This is a genomic window from Maribellus maritimus, assembly GCF_022267315.1.
GTDB classification, from domain to species: Bacteria; Bacteroidota; Bacteroidia; order Bacteroidales; family Prolixibacteraceae; genus Draconibacterium; species Draconibacterium maritimum.
Window position 1 is genome coordinate 1 of the sequence record NZ_JAIKLE010000042.1, and the last position, 19,483, is coordinate 19,483.

Sequence of the window (19,483 nt, forward strand, 5' to 3'; positions counted from 1 at the left end):
ATGAACGAAGCCGGAGACATAAAAAGAACTGCGGCAATGCGTGATTTAACCGGAACCAAAACACAGTTGATTACCTGTCTGGCCAATTGGAATAAACAAAACCCCGCGGAAATCGTACCTATCGCACTCAAAGAGAATGTTGGGTTATATGGTTTTACCAAACCAGTTGTTGGCCCAATGATGAAACCAGTTGATTATTATCTCTCAAATCCTGTTGATAGTTTAAAGGAAGATGAACGGAACATTGCGGTACTCGCCCGTGCCTTTAATGACTTACCTCTTAACTATGTGAAAGAAAAATAGTGATTTTGGTAATCACAATAACTGGCGCATAATCAAATGAATGGAAAATAAATCATATAATCTTATCTTAGAAACTTAATAAATAAAACTGATGAAAAAATTGACAATACTATTTTTGCTCGGAATTTTAATCGTAAATTCTGGCTTTTCGCAAAAAAAGATTTGGAACGAAACACCCGAACAAAAGAAAGAACGCTTGGCCTGGTGGACGGATGCCCGTTTTGGAATGTTTATCCACTGGGGTTTGTATGCTCAGGCTGCCCGTCACGAGTGGGTGAAAAATCGTGAACGTATAACAACTGAAGATTACCAGAAGTATTTTGAAATTTTTAATCCGGATTTATTCAATCCTTCTGAATGGGCAAAAAAAGCAAAAGCTGCGGGTATGAAGTATGCCGTAATTACTTCGAAGCACCATGAAGGTTTCACTATGTTTGATTCAAAATATACTGATTACAAGGTAACAAATACACCCTATGATAAAGATATTATTAAACAGTGGGTAGAAGCATTTAGGGCAGAAGGACTTCGAATCGGGTTTTATTATTCTCTCATAGACTGGCATCATCCTGATTATACTATTGACCGTGTACACCCGCAACGGGCCAGGACCAAAGAAGAATACGATGCATTAAATAAAGGGAGAGACATGGCTGTTTATCGTGAATATTTGAAAAATCAGGTTCGTGAAATTCTAACGAATTATGGTAAAATAGATATTCTTTGGCTTGATTTTTCTTTTCCTGGCGAATTTGGGAAAGGCCGAGATGACTGGGGTTCCGTTGAATTAATAAAAATGGTCAGGGAGCTTCAACCTGGAATAATTATAGATGACAGGGCCGATTTGCAGGATGTTGAAGGAGGTTGGGATTTTATGACACCAGAGCAATACAAAGTGGATAAATGGCCTGAAATAGACGGGAAGAGAATTCCATGGGAAACCTGTCAGACGTTCTCTGGATCATGGGGGTATTACCGGGATGAATATACATGGAAAGATAACAAACAACTTTTGGGACTGTTAATCGAATCAGTAAGCAAAGGAGGGAATCTTTTATTAAATGTTGGTCCCACCGCCCGTGGAGTTTTTGACGAAAGAGCAGATATGGCATTGGAAGGAATGGGAGAATGGATGAAATATAATAGTCGTTCTATTTATGGCTGTACAGAGGCTCCGAAAGAATATGAAGCACCTGCCAACTCGTTGCTCACCTATAATCCAAAAACCAATCGGCTCTATATTCACTTGCTGGATTATCCGCTTCAGAAACTTCGGTTACCCGGATATAAAGGGAAGGTGAAATATGTTCAGTTTTTACATGATGCATCGGAGATTCATTTTTCAGAACCGCGTGGACACAACCGTGGTGGAGATGTACATGAAGCTGGAGATCTGGACTTAAGTCTTCCTGTTGCAAAACCGAACGTTGAAATTCCGGTTATCGAGCTAATTTTAAACTAATTAAATTCTTAAATATAAAACAAAATGGAATATTCAAATAATCGTAGGAATTTTATCCGAAATTCTACTTTAACTGCATTAGGTTTGGGCCTGACAACTTCACATGTTTCATCCAGTGAAAATAATATTAATAAGAACGTAAGGCCACGTAGAAACAGAATTGGTGTTTCTACCTATTCGTTTTGGCAATTCAATGGTCCCAAAAGTAATGCGCCAATTGAAGACTGTATCGAAAAAGCTGCCCGCATGGGATTTGATGGAATTGAATTTTTACTGAGGCAAATGCAGTCAGAAGAAAACAGTTATTTGCAAAAGTTGAAACGACAGGCATTTCATGCAGGTCTGGATATAATGGGTTTTTCTACGCACCAGGGCTTCATTTTTCCTGAAAAAGAGAAACGTAATGCTGAGATTCAAAAAACAATTCATCAAATTGAACTCGCCTATCAGCTAGGTATTCCAACAATGCGCTTGAATACAGGGCGTTGGGGAACCAGTGGCTCTTTTGATGATTTGATGGCTAACAAAGGAATTGAGCCTACATTAGAAGGATATACCGAGGACGACGGTTTTAAATGGGTAATCGATGCTATTGAGCGATGTATCCCAACAGCAGAAAAATGTGGTGTGGTTTTAGGACTTGAAAATCATTGGGGCCTGGGGCGCACTGCGGAAGGAGTTCTTAAAATAGTAAATGCAGTGAATTCTCCTTGGCTACAGGTAACAAGCGACACCGGTAATTTTCTCGAAAATCAATATGAACAATTGGAATTGATGGCTCCCAAAACGTTTTTGGTACAGGCAAAAACCTATTTGGGAGGAGGGAAATGGTACACCCTGGATATTGATTATCCACGAGTGGCAGAAATTTTCAGAAAAGTAAATTACAAGGGCTATGTTTCCATTGAATTCGAAGGAAATGCAGATCCTATGGAAGCCATTCCCAAAAGTCTTGAGACTGTAAGAGATGCGTTTACATGGTATGAATAAGAATTACAGAGAAAATTATTTGAGATTTAAAATAATGAAAGTAAGATGGCTTTTTTTGATAATACTTATTTTTTCTTCACTTGTCAGCAGGTCTACAATTATAAGCAAAGACAAAGTTCAGGATGAGATAAGAGCTTCTGAAATTAAAAATTTGAAATTTGGAATGTTTATCTGCTGGTCATTCAGTACATTTTCAGGGAATGAATGGACTCCTACATTGGATAAAGAGCCCTCATTTTTCAAAGCAACTGGTGCTGATACAGATCAATGGTGTAAAGTAGCAAAGAATGCCGGAATGAGCTACATTCTGTTTTTAACCAAACACCACGATGGATTCTGTCTATGGGATACCAAAACCACCGAAAAGAAAGTAACAAACAGCCCCCTGGGAGTAGATGTTCTGGCAAAACTTCGTAAATCATGCGACAGATACGGACTGAAGCTTGCTTTATATTTTTCTGAAGGCGATTGGAATTGGCCTGGAGCCGTTGATGGGAAAGGACATAACTCGGGGGAAGGTACAAACCCGGAAATAAAAAAGGCTCAACTAAAAGAGCTATGTACAATGTATGGCGCCATTGAATTTTTCTGGATGGATCATGCCGTTGGCGATGGAGGACTGAGTCATCAGGCAACGGTAGATTGGGTGCATCAGTTTCAGCCGGACTGTTTTGTCGGTTTTAATTCAGGAGAGACGGCAGGTAGGCTAAACATTCGGGAACGGGGAAAACCAGGCGTTATTGGTGATGAAACTACCGTAGGTTATAAAAGTCACGTACATACGAATTATGATAACTTTTTTGTGGCTGAATTTACCTATCCAATCCTTCCGGAACATGAGGGTGGAGCTGATTGGTTTTATTCTCTTCCTGCGCATGATAATCTGGTCCATTCTGCTGAGAAAATTTATAAAGATTATCTTGGTGCGGTTAAATACGGAAATATTTTCTCGCTTAATGTTGGTCCTGATCATATGGGAAAAATTAGAAAAATTGATGTGAAGACGTTACGTAAAGTTGGAAAACTAATCAAAATGTAAAAAAATCAGTATTGAGGATTCAAATAATGAGCCGAACAGACAATAAAAATGGTGTATGCAAGACGTATAATAAACAATCGACAACTATTATTGTAAACTATTTATTTTGAAATAGCTAAAAATTGCAAAAATACCATCGTAAGTTTTCATCATCCGGCAATAAATATTCATCCTTATTAACGTCACAAAAAACTATCAGAATAGAAAATAAATCTGTCAAGCTATTTTAAGAATGACAGGTGCAAAGTTAAATAAAAACATAGATGGAATATCTGTTATTGATACGTTGATAGGAAGAAAGTATAAAAGGTAACTTAGTTGTCTTTACTAGGACTTTGGCCATTATCGGGTAAGCTATAAACAGGCAGTTTATCTTACCAACTGAAAAAAAATCGTCTTGGTAAGGGTGGCGAGCTATTGCGCTACAATCTTGAGAATGATATTGGAGAGAAGAGTAATGTAGCAGAGAATCATCCGGAGATTGTTAGGGAGATTGAAAAAATAATGGAAACAGCATATATTCCAAATGAACGTTATAATGCAAGCAAATTATATAAAAGAAAACACCATTCCGGCATAAATAATTGTTTCCAGCTCTCCTGTATTTTGGTCATACAGCGATAAAACCATTCGGTAGGAAATTTATTTAACTCCCGGATTGATTTGCAAATCATCCTGTTTTATATCCGGATATTCTCCCTGACATAAACCAGTGATGTTCTAAAAATATCATTTTTTAGTCAAATTATTCATTTCATGCAAATAATGCGGGTTAAGTAATGTAAGATTTTCAAAATTTATTGATTTTTCTATTAAGTTTGAACAGAAAATTTGATAAAACCTTGTTAAACTTAACTGAAAAAGAATTAATCCAAAACCTGGCTACTGGCGATTCGCTTGCTTTTGCGCATGTTGTTGAGGTATATCAGGAACGTTTGTTGCATTTTTCTTTTCACTATTTGAACAATCGGGAGATAGCGAGGGATGTTGTTCAAGATGTATTTACTGTTATTTGGGAAGAACATAAAAAATTTCATCAAGTAAAGAACCTCTCTTCCTGGTTATTCACACTCACTAAAAATCAATGTTTAAAAAAGATTGAACACCTTAAGGTAGCTCAAAAACATCTCGGCAGGTTGCAGCATAAACAACTAAATTTAAGTCAGGATTCATTGTCCCATTTAGATACCTCCCCCCTTATTTTCAATGAGATTGATTCAATATTTAGGCAAACCCTGGGAAAACTCTCTCCACAATCGAGACGGATTTTTGAAATGAGCCGGTTTGAAAATAAAAAAAATCGTGAAATAGCAGATGAGCTTAACATTTCAATTAAAACGGTGGAAGCTTGTATTACAAAAGCGTTGAAAGTTCTCCGACCGGCGCTAAAACAGTATTTGCCTGTGGTATTTTTTTGAAAAAAATAAAAAAGGTCATAGGGTATTTTCCTTTTCTCAGTACATACATATAAAAGCATTTGAATGAATAAGGAAAAACTGCATAAATTCACTTTAAATAAACTAAGCAAAGAATCCGAAATTGAGGAGGTTTTAAATTGGATTGAGAGCTCGGAAGAAAACAAACAAGAATTTGAAACCTTAAAAAATCTTTGGGCAATGGCGGGATTTGCCAACTACGAAGATTATGCAGGAAAAAAATCTTGTAAAACTCAAAAATTGGGTAAAAAAAGAGTAATTCCAATGTATCTGTTAAAATATGCTGCCATTTTTGTGTTGGCATTTTTTATTGGTAGTACATCTGTATATTTTCTGTGGAATAAAGAATCGAATGAATTAGTCTGGAACGAAATAATTATTCCGGACGGAGAAAGCGCCGAAATTTATCTGTCGGATAATACGCATATTTGGTTAAACTCAAATTCTAAACTAACATACCCTCAAAAATTTGAAGGTAAAACCCGGGATGTAAAGTTAAGCGGCGAAGCCTACTTTGATGTAAGTCACAACCCGGAAAATCCCTTTTTCGTTCAAACCCCGGAATTAACAGTAGCCGTTAAAGGAACCAGTTTTAATGTTCAGGCCTATAACAGCGATGATGAAGTAAATGTGACACTGATAAAAGGGAAAGTATCCCTGCAAAGCCCGAAAGGAAAATTTGTTTCTGAGCTTTCTCCGGGGGAAAATGCAAAGTTTGATTTAACAAAAAAAACAATCTCTCTAAGTAAAGCTGATACGGAATTTTATACTTCATGGAAAGATGGGTATCTGGTATTTAAAAATGAAACACTGGAAGACATTGTCCGAAAATTTGAACGCTGGTATAACATAACAGTGATTTTTGATGATGAAGAAATTAAGCAGATCGAGTTTACAGGCACCATTATGAAAAACAAACCCATTGACCAGATTTTCAACATATTAAAATACACAGCTGGAATAGATTATTCATTTGAAATTATTAACCATAAACCAAGTATAATTCATTTAAAAAAGAAATCAATGTAGGATTAAAAAAGATGGCCGGAAAATATTACGAGTATTTCCCGACCGGAATTTATTTACAATTACGTCTTCTGCCAGAAGATAAGTACTAATCGTAAACACTTCAAATTTATGAAAAAGATTTATTATTGTTGCAATCTCTGCGGGTTGCAAAAAGGATTTAGGATTATGAGAATTACAATCTTTCTATGCCTAATAAGTATTATTCAGGTTTTTGCCCTTCCCTCTCTGGGGCAGGTTAAGTTAGATCTGAAAATGACAAACACTACCATCGAAGAATTGCTGCAAAAAATGGAAGAAAATACAAATTTCCGTTTTTTTTACCAAAGTGAAGTTTTAAAGAATAAACAACGCATCAACATTGAATTTGAACAAAAAAGTGTGCGTAGTATTCTGGATGAAGTACTTCCTCCGCTTCAGTTGAAGTATGAAGTTTTCGACAATTACATTGCTATTAAATCTGATGACGGGGGATTTAGTAATCAAGAATCAGATCAGGAGCAGAAGTCGGTTTCAGGGAAAGTTACAGATTCTTCCGGATCTCCTTTGCCCGGCGTAACCGTGGTGGTAAAAGGCACAACACAGGGAACAGTAACTGATGCCGGTGGTGAATACTCACTCTCAACTATACCTGAAGATGCAACACTGCAATTTTCTTTTGTTGGAATGCGGACACTGGAAGTAGTTGTTGAAGGACAAACAGTGATTGATATAACATTGGAAGAGAATGCTATTGGTATTGAAGAAGTTGTTGCAGTGGGGTATGGTTATCAAAGTAAGAAAAAAGTCACCTCTTCTATTTCGGAAGTAAATATGGAAGGCATTAAAGAAGTACCGTTGACAAACTCAGGACAGGTTTTGCAGGGAAGAGTTTCCGGCATTACCGTTAATGACAACAACGGTTCACCAGGTGCCAGCCCAAGCCTTAAAGTTCGCGGTATTAGTTCAATAAATGCCGGAATCGAACCACTTATTATTATTGATGGTGTTCCGGTAGGGAATGGAATGCCAACTAGTTTAAATCCTGCAGACATACAAAAGATTACTGTTTTAAAAGATGCTGCTTCGACTTCAATTTACGGGGCAAGGGGATCAAATGGTGTTGTTTTGATTGAAACAATGAAAGCAACCGAGTCCACCAGCCAGATTGAATTTAATTCCAGTGTTGGGATACAGGCTTTGCCTCAGGCATGGAGAACGCCCGTTCTGGATGCACAGGAATATGCACAATACAACAAAGAATATATTGAAGATTTAAATGCCAAGAATGGCACATCTACTGCAATTCCACAAATTTACCTCGATGTCTTGGCCAATCCTGATTTTGTAAGTACAGATTGGCAGGATGAAGTTTTTAAAGAAGCCATTATTCAAAGTTATAACCTTACTTTACGCGCAGGAAATGAAAAAATCAGAGGTGCCGTGAATGGTGGGTACCTTGAACAGGAAGGTATCCTTCCAAGTACTGATTTTAAACGTTATTCGCTTCGTTCAAATACGGATGTAACAATTAACGAATGGATTAAATTTGGAAGCAGTTTGTCTGCATCATACACGGAAAGAAACCAGGCTCCATCTGATGGACAAAGAGGAATATTAATGAGGGCCGTTACAGCGAGTCCTCTTCAGTCCCCATATGATAAAAATGGAGAACTAAGACCCTATATATCTGCCGATTCAGAAGGATATTTTAGTTATACAAATCCATTATTTGAGGCAAAAGAAGTAAGCAATACTGCAACAACAAGAGATATAAATGCAAGTATCAATTTGGATATAACCATCCTTCCCGGTTTACATTTTAAGCCCCAATTGTATTCACGATTATACAATAGCGAAACAAATAATTTTACACCAACAACTATTGGGCAATTTGCAATTGGTAATGCCGGAAATCTTTCTCCCGGTGCACCCCCCTATGTTAATTCAGCATCAAACTCTAAATATGATATTTTAAACTGGGGGATTGACAACCTGCTAACCTTTAATAAAATGTTTAAAAATCACTCCTTTAGCTTACTGGCGGGTTACACTGCGCAAAAACAAAGCGGGAAGTATTCTCAAATTACGGGAAAAGATTTTCCTACAGATAATAACATCAATTATCTTGAAGCATCAGAAGTAAATGCTAACATTGACGATTATACCAATTGGTCTTTGGCAGCCATGTTTTTCCGGGTAAGTTATGACTACAAAAGCAGATACATGTTAGAAATAAATTTCAGAAGAGAAGGATCTTCAAAATTTGGGAAAGATAATAAATATGGAAATTTCCCTTCAGCATCAGTTGGCTGGAGAATTTCACAAGAAGATTTCTTTCCCCAAAATACTCCTTTAAGTGAATTGAAGTTAAGAGCAAGCTACGGCGTAACCGGTAACTCCGCAATCGGGGACTTTGACGGATTTGGAAGGGTACTTTCAATTCCCAATCTAAATAACCTCTCTGATAATTACAATTACGTTTTAGGCAATAATATTGTTACCGGCAAAGCATTGACTTCTTTAGGTGCCAGCGATCTTAAATGGGAAACAAGCACACAACTTGACATAGGGGTAAACCTTGGTCTGTTTAACGATAAACTTACTGTTAATGCAAGTTATTTTCATAAAAGAACTGAAGATATGTTGTTTAACTTGTCTCTGCCAAGGGCAACAGGTTTTTCTTCAACGAGGGCTAATGTTGGCGAGATGCTAAATACCGGCTGGGATTTTGAAGTTAGTTATAGTGCCGATTTTAATAACCTGAGATGGAACAGTAGCCTTAACGTTTCTACCTTGAAGAACAATGTGGAATATATACCGGAACAAATTGGAAAGATCATAAGTACATATAATGTTACTCAAGTCGGTTCGCCTGTTGGTTCCTTATACGGATGGGTAATTGAAGGAATTTTTAATACTCAAGAGCAATTAGACGATCCAAATTTAGCTGGGTGGCCCGGTGCAAAACAATTAGGTGCATATATATATAAAGACATAGATGGAGATGGAACAATTACCGGGAATGATAGAGATGTAATTGGAAATCCTCATCCCAAAGTTACTTTTGGGTTCAACAATACATTTAATTACAAAAATTTTAGCCTTTCTGTATTAGCTACAGGTGCCCTTGGCTATCAGATTTTACCCCAAATGAAAGAAGTTATTTATAACGAAAAAGTTAGGTGGAATGTAAGTACTGATTTTTTGGAAAGATGGAGGTCTCCCGAAAACCCCGGAGTTGGAATAATTCCTGCAGGTTATTATCCTGGCCAACATAAAACCAGCAATTTGTGGATAGAAGACGGTGATCATTTATGGATAAAAAATGTAACACTAGCTTATTCATTGCCTAAATCGTTACTTAACAAAGTAGATTTTATTTCCAGTACAAAATTCTATGTAAGCGTGCAGAACGTAGCCAAGATCACTGGTTATTCAGGATGGAATCCCCAGATTAGCAGCTATGGTGGAAGCAATCCCCAATCAATGGGTGTTGATAATTATTCCTATCCTGTTAACCGGACAGTCACCTTGGGGGTCAACTTAATTTTTTAATTTAAACCATATATTATCATGAAATATTATTCATTAAAAAAAATCATATTTATTGGGTTGATTTACACATTGACTTTTGTGTTTAACTCATGTACAGAAGAATTTTTAACTGTTACTCCTGAGCATTACGAAACAGAAGGAACCTTTTTTAAAACGGAAGATGACTTTCAAAACGCAACAATTGCGGTTTATGCCGATTTGCAGGATTATATAAATAGTGCTCATTTTCTGGAGGAAGGAAGATCTGATAACACAATGTATGATAATCATTTGGATCAAGGTGGTTTGGGAGGAAGTAACGAATGGGGTTTTATGGATCAGTTTAGAGTAACTCCAAATTCAACATTGTTTTCAAATGCATGGAATACGCTATACACTGGAATAAAAAACGCAAACGTTACTTTATCTTATCTGTCAGAGGCCGACATTGATCAAAACGTTGCTAAACAATTGGAAGGCGAACTTAGGTTTTTTAGAGCATATTTTCATTTCGTAGCTGTTCGCTACTGGGGAGATATTCCACTTTTAACGGAACCTATTACAACAGCCGACGAGGCGTATTCAATAACGCAAACGTCTGCTGCTGATGTTTATAATGCAATAATCAGCGATACAGAATTTGCGATATCAGTATTGCCTGAAAGTTATGATTCAGGCAACAAAGGCAGGGTTACAAAATGGGCTGCCAAAACCATGCTTGCAAAAGTGTATATGACAAGGCAGGATTTTGATAAAGCCAAAACTGAACTTGAAGACATAGTAAATTCAAATCAATTTGAATTGCTTGATAATTATGCTGATATTTTTAATCCTGAAAATAAAAATCATGCAGAATCAATATTTGAAGCACAGTATAAAGAAGGTAGTGAGGGGGAAGCAAGTAATTTTATCTATCAGTTTGCTCCGGTTGGTTCACGTGGGACAGTAATATTAGGACCGGAAAGTGGAAACGGCAATGGTAAAAATATACCAACCTTAGACATGATAGATGCTTATGAAGATGGCGACCTTCGAAAAGATATATCTGTAACCTATTTTGACAGGCCATCCGATCCCTTGTATTATGTAAAGAAATATGATCACGACACAGATCCTGATTTTCCTAGAACTAATGACAACTGGCCTATTTACAGGTATGCCGATGTTCTTTTAATGCTTGCTGAGTCTTTGAATGAGCAGTCGTATCAGACCGGGTTACCTTTTGATTTACTAAATGAGGTAAGAGAAAGAGCAACTTTAGGTCCCCTAACATCAACCGATATACCAAATCAGGAAGCATTTCGCACTGCAATTGCACAAGAACGAAGAGTAGAGCTCGCTTTTGAAAATCATCGCTGGTTTGATTTGGTAAGAACCGGGAAAGCTGTTGAAGTTATGACTGCATTTGGAATGAAAGAAAAGGCTAATCCAACACTAACTCCTCCTGATTTTTTACCATATGATGAAGAATCTTTTGTACTGGATGAAACTGAGTTGCTCTATCCTCTGCCAAGTAATGAGCTGGTGATAAATCCCAACTTAACTCAAAATCAGGGATATTAATAAAACGTAATTATATATTCAGTGAGCCAGGAAACCTAGTTCACTGAATTTACTTTCCAAAAAAAGTTTATGCTATACATAGTTTTGAAGTGTTTTTAATAAAAAATAAACAACATGCGATTAATCTTCACCCTCATCCTAAGCACATTTATAAGTTTTCAAATTCAGGCAATAAAAACTGAACGCCCGAATGTTATTTTCATTCTTACTGATCAGTGGCGGGCTTCCGCATTAGGCTACATGGGAAATGATGTTGTTCAAACTCCACAGCTGGACAAGTTTGCTTCCTGTGCTTTGAACTTTAAGAATACTGTTTCAGTTTTACCCGTTTGCACTCCATACCGTGCCTCATTAATGACAGGACGCTATCCAACATCAACAGGTATGTTCATTAATGATCTTTATTTACCATCCGAAGAATTATGCATGGCTGAAATTTTCAAAGATGCCGGATATCAAACAGCCTACCTTGGCAAATGGCACCTCGACGGACATGGACGCATCAATAACGTAATTCCGAAAAGACGTCAGGGTTTTGATTTCTGGAAAGGACTTGAATGCTCGCACGATTACAACAAAATGCCCTATTACGAGAACGATGATTCGGAAATGAAATACTGGGACGAATATTCACCCTATGCTATCTCAAGAGAAGCACAAAAATATTTAACAGAACATTCAAAGAATGGAAAGCCATTTCTGTTGTTTGTATCAATTGCCACTCCACATTTTCCCCATAATACTGCTCCTAAAGAGTACATGGATTTATATTCACCCGATAAATTAAAATTGGAACCCAATGTAAACGAAGATAAAAGAGAAAGTGCACTAAAAGAGTTGCAGGGATATTATGCTCATTGCACAGCAACTGATAAAGCCATTGGTGACATTATCGAAAAAGTAAAAGAATTGGAAATATTTGATAACTCCATTATTATATTCACATCCGACCATGGCGAAATGATGGGAGCTCACGGTTTTAATCCATGGATGAAACATACAGCATATTCTGAATCATCTAATGTTCCTTTTTTGATTTCATATCCTGGCATTGATAACAATGCGGGAAAAATTGCAGAAGCGGCTATTACCACGCCCGATATATTACCTTCTATCTTATCTCTCAGTAATATTGACATTCCCGGGACCATTGAAGGATATGATTTGTCTCATATTATAAAATCACCTGATAAGGATTCAAATCGTGTTGCATTGTACATGAATCCTGTTCCTTTTGGTAGTATGTATAAAATTGATGAGTATCGTGCTGTTCGTACAAATAAATATACTTATGTAAAAACACCACAAGGAGCATCCATGCTTTTTGATGATGAAAAAGATCCTTATCAAATGAATAATCTGGTGAATCAACCTGAATATGCAGATATTCAGAAAAAATTGGATCAACAGTTGATAAATGAACTTCAACGCATTGGTGAAGACAGAATTATGGAGCGTAATTCTTACCTGAAGAAATTTGGTTATTTTGGACGCAAAGAATTTAGGGAAGATTATCATATTGCCGATTATAATAATGTAAAAGTCGTTTTGTCTCCACATAAAACAATCAATATACATTAAAAAAAGCAATTCCCCCTAATCGAGCGGTAGCGCGAGGAATCTTCTTTAATCGCACAGGGAGAACAAAAAATTGCGTTGTAGGGGCTTATTTTCCATTGTGAGCATATAAAATTCCGCTGTGAAGGCGGTAATTTCTATTATGTGACTGAAAATTTCCGTTGTGGCAGGTCATTTTTCGTTATGGACACAAAAAATTGTATTGTGACGGGTGAAAAGTCATTGGGAAGGATAAAAAAGCCCCCGTGGAAGGTCAAATCCCATAGGGGCGTTTAAAAACAAAAACTTACAGGGGGTTTACCCCGTAATATTTTCTTTTGGTTCCCCTCTTTCGGAGGGGTTAGGGGAGGCTTTTACAAGTTACTAAGCATAGTATCTTTTCAATTTGTTTTCATTTTTCCAGAATACATACTGGCCATAATCGCGAATAACCCGGGCCTTTTCGGCCAGCAGCGTATAGGCCTTGTCGCGCAATACTTTAGTCTCGTTGCTTTCGCCGGCAGCGCCGTTTGAAGCGGCCAACAGTTCCGACATACTGTACGAAAGAGCACGTGACTACGCAAGTTTTTTCAAATCGAAATAAATAGCTGTCAGAGGTTCCGGGTATTTCTCACCTAAAACAGCCAAATCAAGCAGGAGTGCATCGTGGAATTCAAATGCCTGAGGCGATTGCTTTTTCCATTGGTTCTGTGCTTCCTCGCGCGCCCGAAAGATACTCATCCATTTGGCCTGGCAATAACGCAGTGCGCCACTTAACAGTGTTAATTCGTTAATCAGTGCCACATCCAGGCCGGAAGATGCTGGAAAACATTCGCGCCTAAGACACATATCTAATATTTTTTGAAAATACTCTTATTTTTATCTGACTCACCGACTTTGTAGCATAGAAATATTCGTTATCAAAAAAACTTCAGAAAAAATAAAAGCTGCTAAAACCCGAAGTATTGCTGCATTCGGAAGCGGTTCAATCTAAAAACAAATAATTTAAGTTAGCCACCCCCTGGTAACAACTTTGATTACAAAACCAGGCAGAAAATTTTTTTATAGTTTGAATATTCCGGCAACCCGGGATCAGTTTTGACGGTGTCAGGGTTTTTAATTCATCGCATTGCCGGAAAGAAATTCCCGCAACTCCGGTAAATTATCTGCGCCAATCAGCCCCACACCTGCTTTTGACAATGTTGTCCAGATCGCTTGTCGTTGTTCCGCGGTTTGGTTTGGCGTTCCCCAAAAACGGAGAATATATCCCTTCTTCTTCGCTTTTTCCGCAACTTCGTTAAGGTGTTGTATCTCTTGTTGGGGCATTTCCCCCAAACCGTTCCACGAAAAATATTTTGCCCAATTATCGCTGACTACAGGCATCAGAGAAGGAGAAATTTCCGAATCGATATTTTGTAACCTCCCGTCGTATCCGGCATAACGTAATGTTTGCGATTGCATATATTCAAACGGCCGGTTACCTGAAACGACCACCGTCACAGCTCTCGTTTCCTTTTTCCCTTTTTCAAAAACAGTCAAATATTCCGCATAGTCCTTTAATATTTTGTCAAGCAACTGATAGGTTCTGGTAGCATCATCTTTGATATCAACAAGCAGAATTATCTCTTCTTTATTTCCATATACCGAACCATTGTTTTCGCGAGTTCTTTTTTTCAAAGGTTCTAAATACAATTTTCTCAGGGTCCTGCCTGGTTTTATCTGGTCTTTGTCATGGGCTACATACAACGAGTCGCCCACTGAATAAACATCGGCTTCAATACTTTTAAATTGATTATCCAATGCATCAAAAAGAGGACGGTCATGTTCATAATCGTTATGTGCATGTGCAGGTAAAATGCTTTTTTTTGCGGGTCTTACTTTAAAACGGTTAATTGTTGAAACTTCTTCTATATGATATCCACAGGCCATAATAACCGGATCTCCGTTAGCGTCAAATTCCACACCTGCAGCGGCTTTAAAACTACACCCGTTGTTACAGTCAAACGATTTGGAAGCCAGCAAATCCAGATTGAAACCACCTGTCTCATTTTCACTCACCAGAAAAAGACTGGCAATGTTTTTATCCTTATTATCCTGACCAAGTCCAACCATAAACAGTTTATTGCCAGAGGTGAATAAATTAATATTCTGCCATGGCAGCCATTGTTTATCTGATATGTTTTGCGGAAAAACGGTTTCTGTACTGAGTGAGAAATCAAGACGAAATTCACCTCCGGGGAAATCATCAACATCACAGGAATAAAAGTCGATATTCCGTGTATCCCAGTCGCCAACGGCTAACAGAATCTCATAAGCATACTCCGTTATTCCCACACAACCTGCCGTAGATCTGTACGCTGCCCCTTCCCTCTCGATTACAGACACTGGCTTAATTAATACATTTTCGGGCTCAGACATATCATAAATACAAACTTTCGATTTATCCTTTAATTCATTGTCTTCAATCCCAACAGCCATATATTTTTGATAAATCTGGAAGCCTCCTGCATGTTTAAAAGGTTTATCCATCAACCTACTCATCCGCACGACTTCGTTTGTTTCCCCTTTTTTTACCACCGCACAATACGAATGAGAACCGGAGCTACCGGTTAAAACAAAATATTGACCGGAAAAGGTTTGTAATGATTGAATTCCCTGGATATGCCCCCCCGTATTATCAATTTCGATAGCATTGGAGAAACGGATGATTTCCGGGTCAGAACTAAATTTATCCCATTTGTCCTGTAACTCCCTCCCACTGTACTCCTGCCCCCGACTGTTAAATGAAATAAAAAGTAACAACGCAGGCAGCAAAAAACAAAACAAATAAGGAACTCTGAATTTCAGAGATTTAATCCCAAAACTACTATTGTATTCAATCATGACGTTTTTTCTATACTTTTACTATTAACTCCACCTCATTAAAAAAGACAGATAGTTTCAATCAAGTAATTTCTGTTCTTTTTTCATCTTGCCAACCTTAGCAAAACCCCTCTAAAAACAAGGATTCTTTCGTAAGTTTAATGACTATTCCCTTCAAATCTATTTAAAAAAACACAAAATAAATACAAAATTGTATTTAAACATTGTCCAAAAAGTCTTAACTTACATAAACCGTTAAATTAAGTCGAACTAAATCTATATTCGAAAATTGAATACTAAACCATTATTATACATAATTATATTTCCCATAAAATCTTATTATAAAAAAAGGAGGTGTCAATGAAACCTATATGAATGTGATCGCAGGAGTGTATACTTACGTTCCGTTTATAAAACTTTTTGAAATAAAAGGTTTAAAACAAAAGTGCTAAATAACTAAAATTAAATTTATGAAAAAACTTAAGATTTATTCTTTCTCTGCTAGTGGAAAAGGAAGAAAATTAATATTAATTATGAACCTAACAGTGATTAGCCTTCTGTTAGGATTTATGCAGGTTCTTGGGAATGATTTATATCCCGGAGAGTCAGAGAATACAACCAAAACAAAATCCGAGTTAACCTTTGATCAACAGACTATTACAGGAAAGATTACCGACAACAACGGAGAAGTTGTTCCTGGTGCGACGATAGTTGAAAAAGGAACGTCCAACGGAACGGTTTCTGACGCAGATGGTAATTATTCAATTGTGCCGCAAAGTAGCTCACCCGTTTTAGTGTTTTCTTTTGTAGGTATGATTTCCCAGGAAATACCTGTAAGTGATCGTTCCCAAATCAACGTTACCCTGGAGGCCGACTATATCGGTATTGAAGAAGTGGTAGCCATTGGTTACGGAACCATGAAAAAGAGTGACCTTACTGGTTCTGTCGAAAGTGTAACACCCGAGGAACTGGTTGACAGACCTGTTATTAACGTTGGACAAGCACTCCAAAACAAAGTCGCAGGTGTTCAGGTAATCAGGCAAGCTGCCGGTGATCCGGGCGGTAGGCCTCAAATTCGAATCAGGGGTACCAACTCCATAAATACCAGTCCTGACCCTCTGTTTGTAGTGGATGGAATTGTGGGTGTGGTGAATGCCCTGGAAAACCTCGATCCTGAAGATATTGAATCTATGGATATTTTAAAAGATGCATCGGCAACTGCTATTTACGGTACCCGCGGTGCCAACGGGGTTATCATTATTACAACCAAAAGGGGTAAGGCAGGCGATGTAACAGTCAACTACAATGGTTCAGCATCAATTGGGTTCAAGACCAGAAACAACTACGTGGTAAATGCCGACCAGTTTATGTACGAATATGAACAGGCATTTAACAATACGCCTAAGTTTGGAACACTGATATCAACAAAGGATTTTCGCGGTCCAAATGCAGCAGGGTTATCATGGTCTGATATGCCATATTTGTTTGAACAGGTTCCAAAAGACTCGTATTTACCTGGTCTTAATTTTCAGGGTAACGATGGAAACTATTATAAACCAAGATTTAACACAATACTGGAGGATGAAGTCTTTAGAAAAGCTTTTTCACATAAACACCATATTAATGTGAGTGGTGGAACGGAAAAAGGAAGATACTCTTTAGCTTTAGGCAGTTCCAACGTGGAAAGTCTTTTGAAAGAATCATACAACAACCGGTTGAATGCCAGAGTCACTTTGGACATTGAAATTACTAAATGGCTCGATTTGAGCGCCAACATATCATATGCAAGAACAAAAAGAGACCGAATGAGTAGTGACTTGATGAGAAATACCTCGGAATTCTTTGCTATCCTACCAGCATATAGGTATCCCGATGATCCAACAATATATGGAGATTATGCGGGAACATTTGCTATTGCCAGGGACTTTAATGTTGGTGAGAACCGGCCCGGTTCAACTTTTATGCTGGATCAAGACGAAGGTTATTATCTAAATGACGAATTCACCGGAGCATTAGAACTAAATGTACAAATTACACCAGACTTAACTTTTAAAACAAACCTCTCTGTAAATAACGAGAATGAATCTCAAAGATGGTATAGTGGATTGTATCAGGGCAGAAGTAGTGGAGATGCAAGGGCTGAACATCGATTATGGGCATATTGGCAGAACGAAAACTATTTCACCTATAATAAAACATTAGGTAATCATACATTCAATGGTATGGTAGGGCTTTCATGGTCTGAAAACACTTATGACTATGGATATGCAAGGGGAAGAAGATTCTCCTCAAATTTCTACCAATGGAATAATCTAGGTGCGGGTAGTGACACACCTGAAGTATCCTCCGCGAATACCAGGGGGGCGTTAAACTCTTACTTTGCCCGTGTCAACTACACTTATCTGGACAAATATATGTTAACAGCTACCGGCCGAATCGATGGTTCATCAAAATTCGGAACAAACAACAAATATGCATTTTTCCCATCGGTTGGTTTAGCATGGAGAATCTCTCAAGAGGGTTTTATAGCCGACAGCGAAACAATATCTAACCTTAAACTCCGTTTAAGCGCCGGACAAACCGGTAATCAGGAAGTTGGTAATTTTATAACACAAACGTATATTAGTAATGCTAATGTTTTATTGGCAGGTGGCTACCAATCAGGCCTTTATCCAGGCTCTACCGGTAACAACGACCTTAAATGGGAAACAACAACACAGTACAATATTGGGGTAGATCTTGGCCTGATAGGAAATAGGATCAACTTATCTGTGGATTGGTATGATAAAAAAACAACCGACATGTTATTTAATCTTCCATTACCTCAATCAACTACAACAGGTAATGCTTACGTAAACTTTGGTTCGGTTAAAAACACAGGTATCGAATTCACACTAAACACGGTCAATTTCCAACAAACAAACTTTAAATGGGAAACTCGCTTTACAATAGCATCCAATAAAAATGAGATTACAGAACTTGGCCCTACTGGTGCTGACATATACGTAGATACTGGAGCGGGTAACGGAACCAGCGTTTACAGAGTTGGAGAACCCATCGGATCATTTTTTGGACTGAACCGAATGGGAACTTGGGGCACAGACGAAGCAGTAGAGGCTGCGCGTTATGGCAAAGTACCCGGTGACCTGAAATTTGAAGATGTAAACAATGATGGTAAAATTGAGCTGTTGACTGACGGTGATGTAATTGGTCACTCATACCCGGAATTCTATGGTGGACTGAACAACACTTTTACTTACAAAAACTTTGATGCAAGTATCGACATTCAGTTTGTAGGCGGAGTTGACAAAGCTATTGTGCATGAGTCCGCAGAAGACCGCCAGTTTGTAAATGGTATGATGAACACAACTTTAGATGCATGGCGTCCTGATCATCAGGAAACAATGATAGCGCAGCTTCGTGCCGGTAATGCAGGTGCACGCTACGACTCATACCCTGACACCCATATGATTTGGAACGCAGCCTACATTAGGGGGCAGACGGCTTCAATAGGTTATACCGTTCGTGGAAACCTTGGTAGTATTGATAGATTGAGAGTTTTTGCCACCGCAGATAATTTCTTTTTGTGGACCGCAGTTGAACTTCCAGCTTATGATCCTGAAGGTAGTGCTATACAGAAAATTAATACCAGGGTTCCAAATATTGATAAGTATATGCATCCGGTTCCTACAACTCTCAGCTTGGGCGTTAATGTTACTTTCTAACTTT

13 protein-coding genes are annotated in these 19,483 nt (G+C 37.9%); 10 read left to right on the forward strand and 3 right to left on the reverse strand.

Annotated elements, in window-relative coordinates:
• The 9 genes from K5G00_RS24680 to K5G00_RS24720 all read left to right on the forward strand — a co-directional run.
• The coding region (locus K5G00_RS24680) for a hypothetical protein (RefSeq protein WP_238769183.1) at nucleotides 1-303 on the forward strand (303 nt) is incomplete at its 5' end.
• Nucleotides 304-394: 91 nt separating this feature from the next.
• Nucleotides 395-1,765, forward strand: a complete 1,371-nt coding sequence (locus K5G00_RS24685; RefSeq protein ID WP_238769184.1) for an alpha-L-fucosidase — start codon at nucleotides 395-397, stop codon at nucleotides 1,763-1,765.
• A gap of 24 nt (nucleotides 1,766-1,789) precedes the next feature.
• On the forward strand, nucleotides 1,790-2,755 hold the full coding sequence (locus K5G00_RS24690; protein WP_238769185.1) for a sugar phosphate isomerase/epimerase family protein: 966 nt from the start codon (nucleotides 1,790-1,792) through the stop codon (nucleotides 2,753-2,755).
• A gap of 34 nt (nucleotides 2,756-2,789) precedes the next feature.
• Nucleotides 2,790-3,794 (forward strand): alpha-L-fucosidase, encoded by a 1,005-nt coding sequence (locus tag K5G00_RS24695; protein ID WP_238769186.1) that lies wholly within the window; start codon nucleotides 2,790-2,792, stop codon nucleotides 3,792-3,794.
• Nucleotides 3,795-4,636: 842 nt separating this feature from the next.
• Nucleotides 4,637-5,212, forward strand: coding sequence for an RNA polymerase sigma-70 factor (locus tag K5G00_RS24700; protein WP_238769187.1), 576 nt, complete (start codon nucleotides 4,637-4,639; stop codon nucleotides 5,210-5,212).
• A gap of 63 nt (nucleotides 5,213-5,275) precedes the next feature.
• On the forward strand, nucleotides 5,276-6,259 hold the full coding sequence (locus K5G00_RS24705) for a FecR family protein (protein WP_238769188.1): 984 nt from the start codon (nucleotides 5,276-5,278) through the stop codon (nucleotides 6,257-6,259).
• A 165-nt stretch (nucleotides 6,260-6,424) separates the two neighbouring features.
• A complete protein-coding gene (locus tag K5G00_RS24710; RefSeq protein WP_238769189.1) occupies nucleotides 6,425-9,793 on the forward strand; it encodes a SusC/RagA family TonB-linked outer membrane protein in 3,369 nt (1,122 codons plus the stop codon).
• A gap of 18 nt (nucleotides 9,794-9,811) precedes the next feature.
• Nucleotides 9,812-11,335: a RagB/SusD family nutrient uptake outer membrane protein gene (locus tag K5G00_RS24715; RefSeq protein WP_238769190.1), complete on the forward strand. Its 1,524-nt coding sequence runs from the start codon at nucleotides 9,812-9,814 to the stop codon at nucleotides 11,333-11,335.
• 114 nt (nucleotides 11,336-11,449) lie between these two features.
• Nucleotides 11,450-12,916 (forward strand): sulfatase family protein, encoded by a 1,467-nt coding sequence (locus K5G00_RS24720; RefSeq protein WP_238769191.1) that lies wholly within the window; start codon nucleotides 11,450-11,452, stop codon nucleotides 12,914-12,916.
• 360 nt (nucleotides 12,917-13,276) lie between these two features.
• On the opposite strand, the gene K5G00_RS24725 is transcribed toward K5G00_RS24720, so the two are convergent.
• The 3 genes from K5G00_RS24725 to K5G00_RS24735 form a co-directional block, all read right to left on the reverse strand.
• On the reverse strand, nucleotides 13,277-13,447 hold the full coding sequence (locus tag K5G00_RS24725; protein ID WP_238769192.1) for a hypothetical protein: 171 nt from the start codon (nucleotides 13,445-13,447) through the stop codon (nucleotides 13,277-13,279).
• 21 nt (nucleotides 13,448-13,468) lie between these two features.
• Nucleotides 13,469-13,741 (reverse strand): hypothetical protein, encoded by a 273-nt coding sequence (locus K5G00_RS24730; protein ID WP_238769193.1) that lies wholly within the window; start codon nucleotides 13,739-13,741, stop codon nucleotides 13,469-13,471.
• 267 nt (nucleotides 13,742-14,008) lie between these two features.
• A complete protein-coding gene (locus K5G00_RS24735; protein WP_238769194.1) occupies nucleotides 14,009-15,775 on the reverse strand; it encodes a phosphatidylinositol-specific phospholipase C/glycerophosphodiester phosphodiesterase family protein in 1,767 nt (588 codons plus the stop codon).
• Between the two features lie 449 nt (nucleotides 15,776-16,224).
• Here K5G00_RS24735 and K5G00_RS24740 point away from each other — a divergent pair, with 449 nt between their 5' ends.
• Nucleotides 16,225-19,479 (forward strand): SusC/RagA family TonB-linked outer membrane protein, encoded by a 3,255-nt coding sequence (locus tag K5G00_RS24740; protein ID WP_238769195.1) that lies wholly within the window; start codon nucleotides 16,225-16,227, stop codon nucleotides 19,477-19,479.
• Nucleotides 19,480-19,483 lie beyond the last annotated feature (4 nt).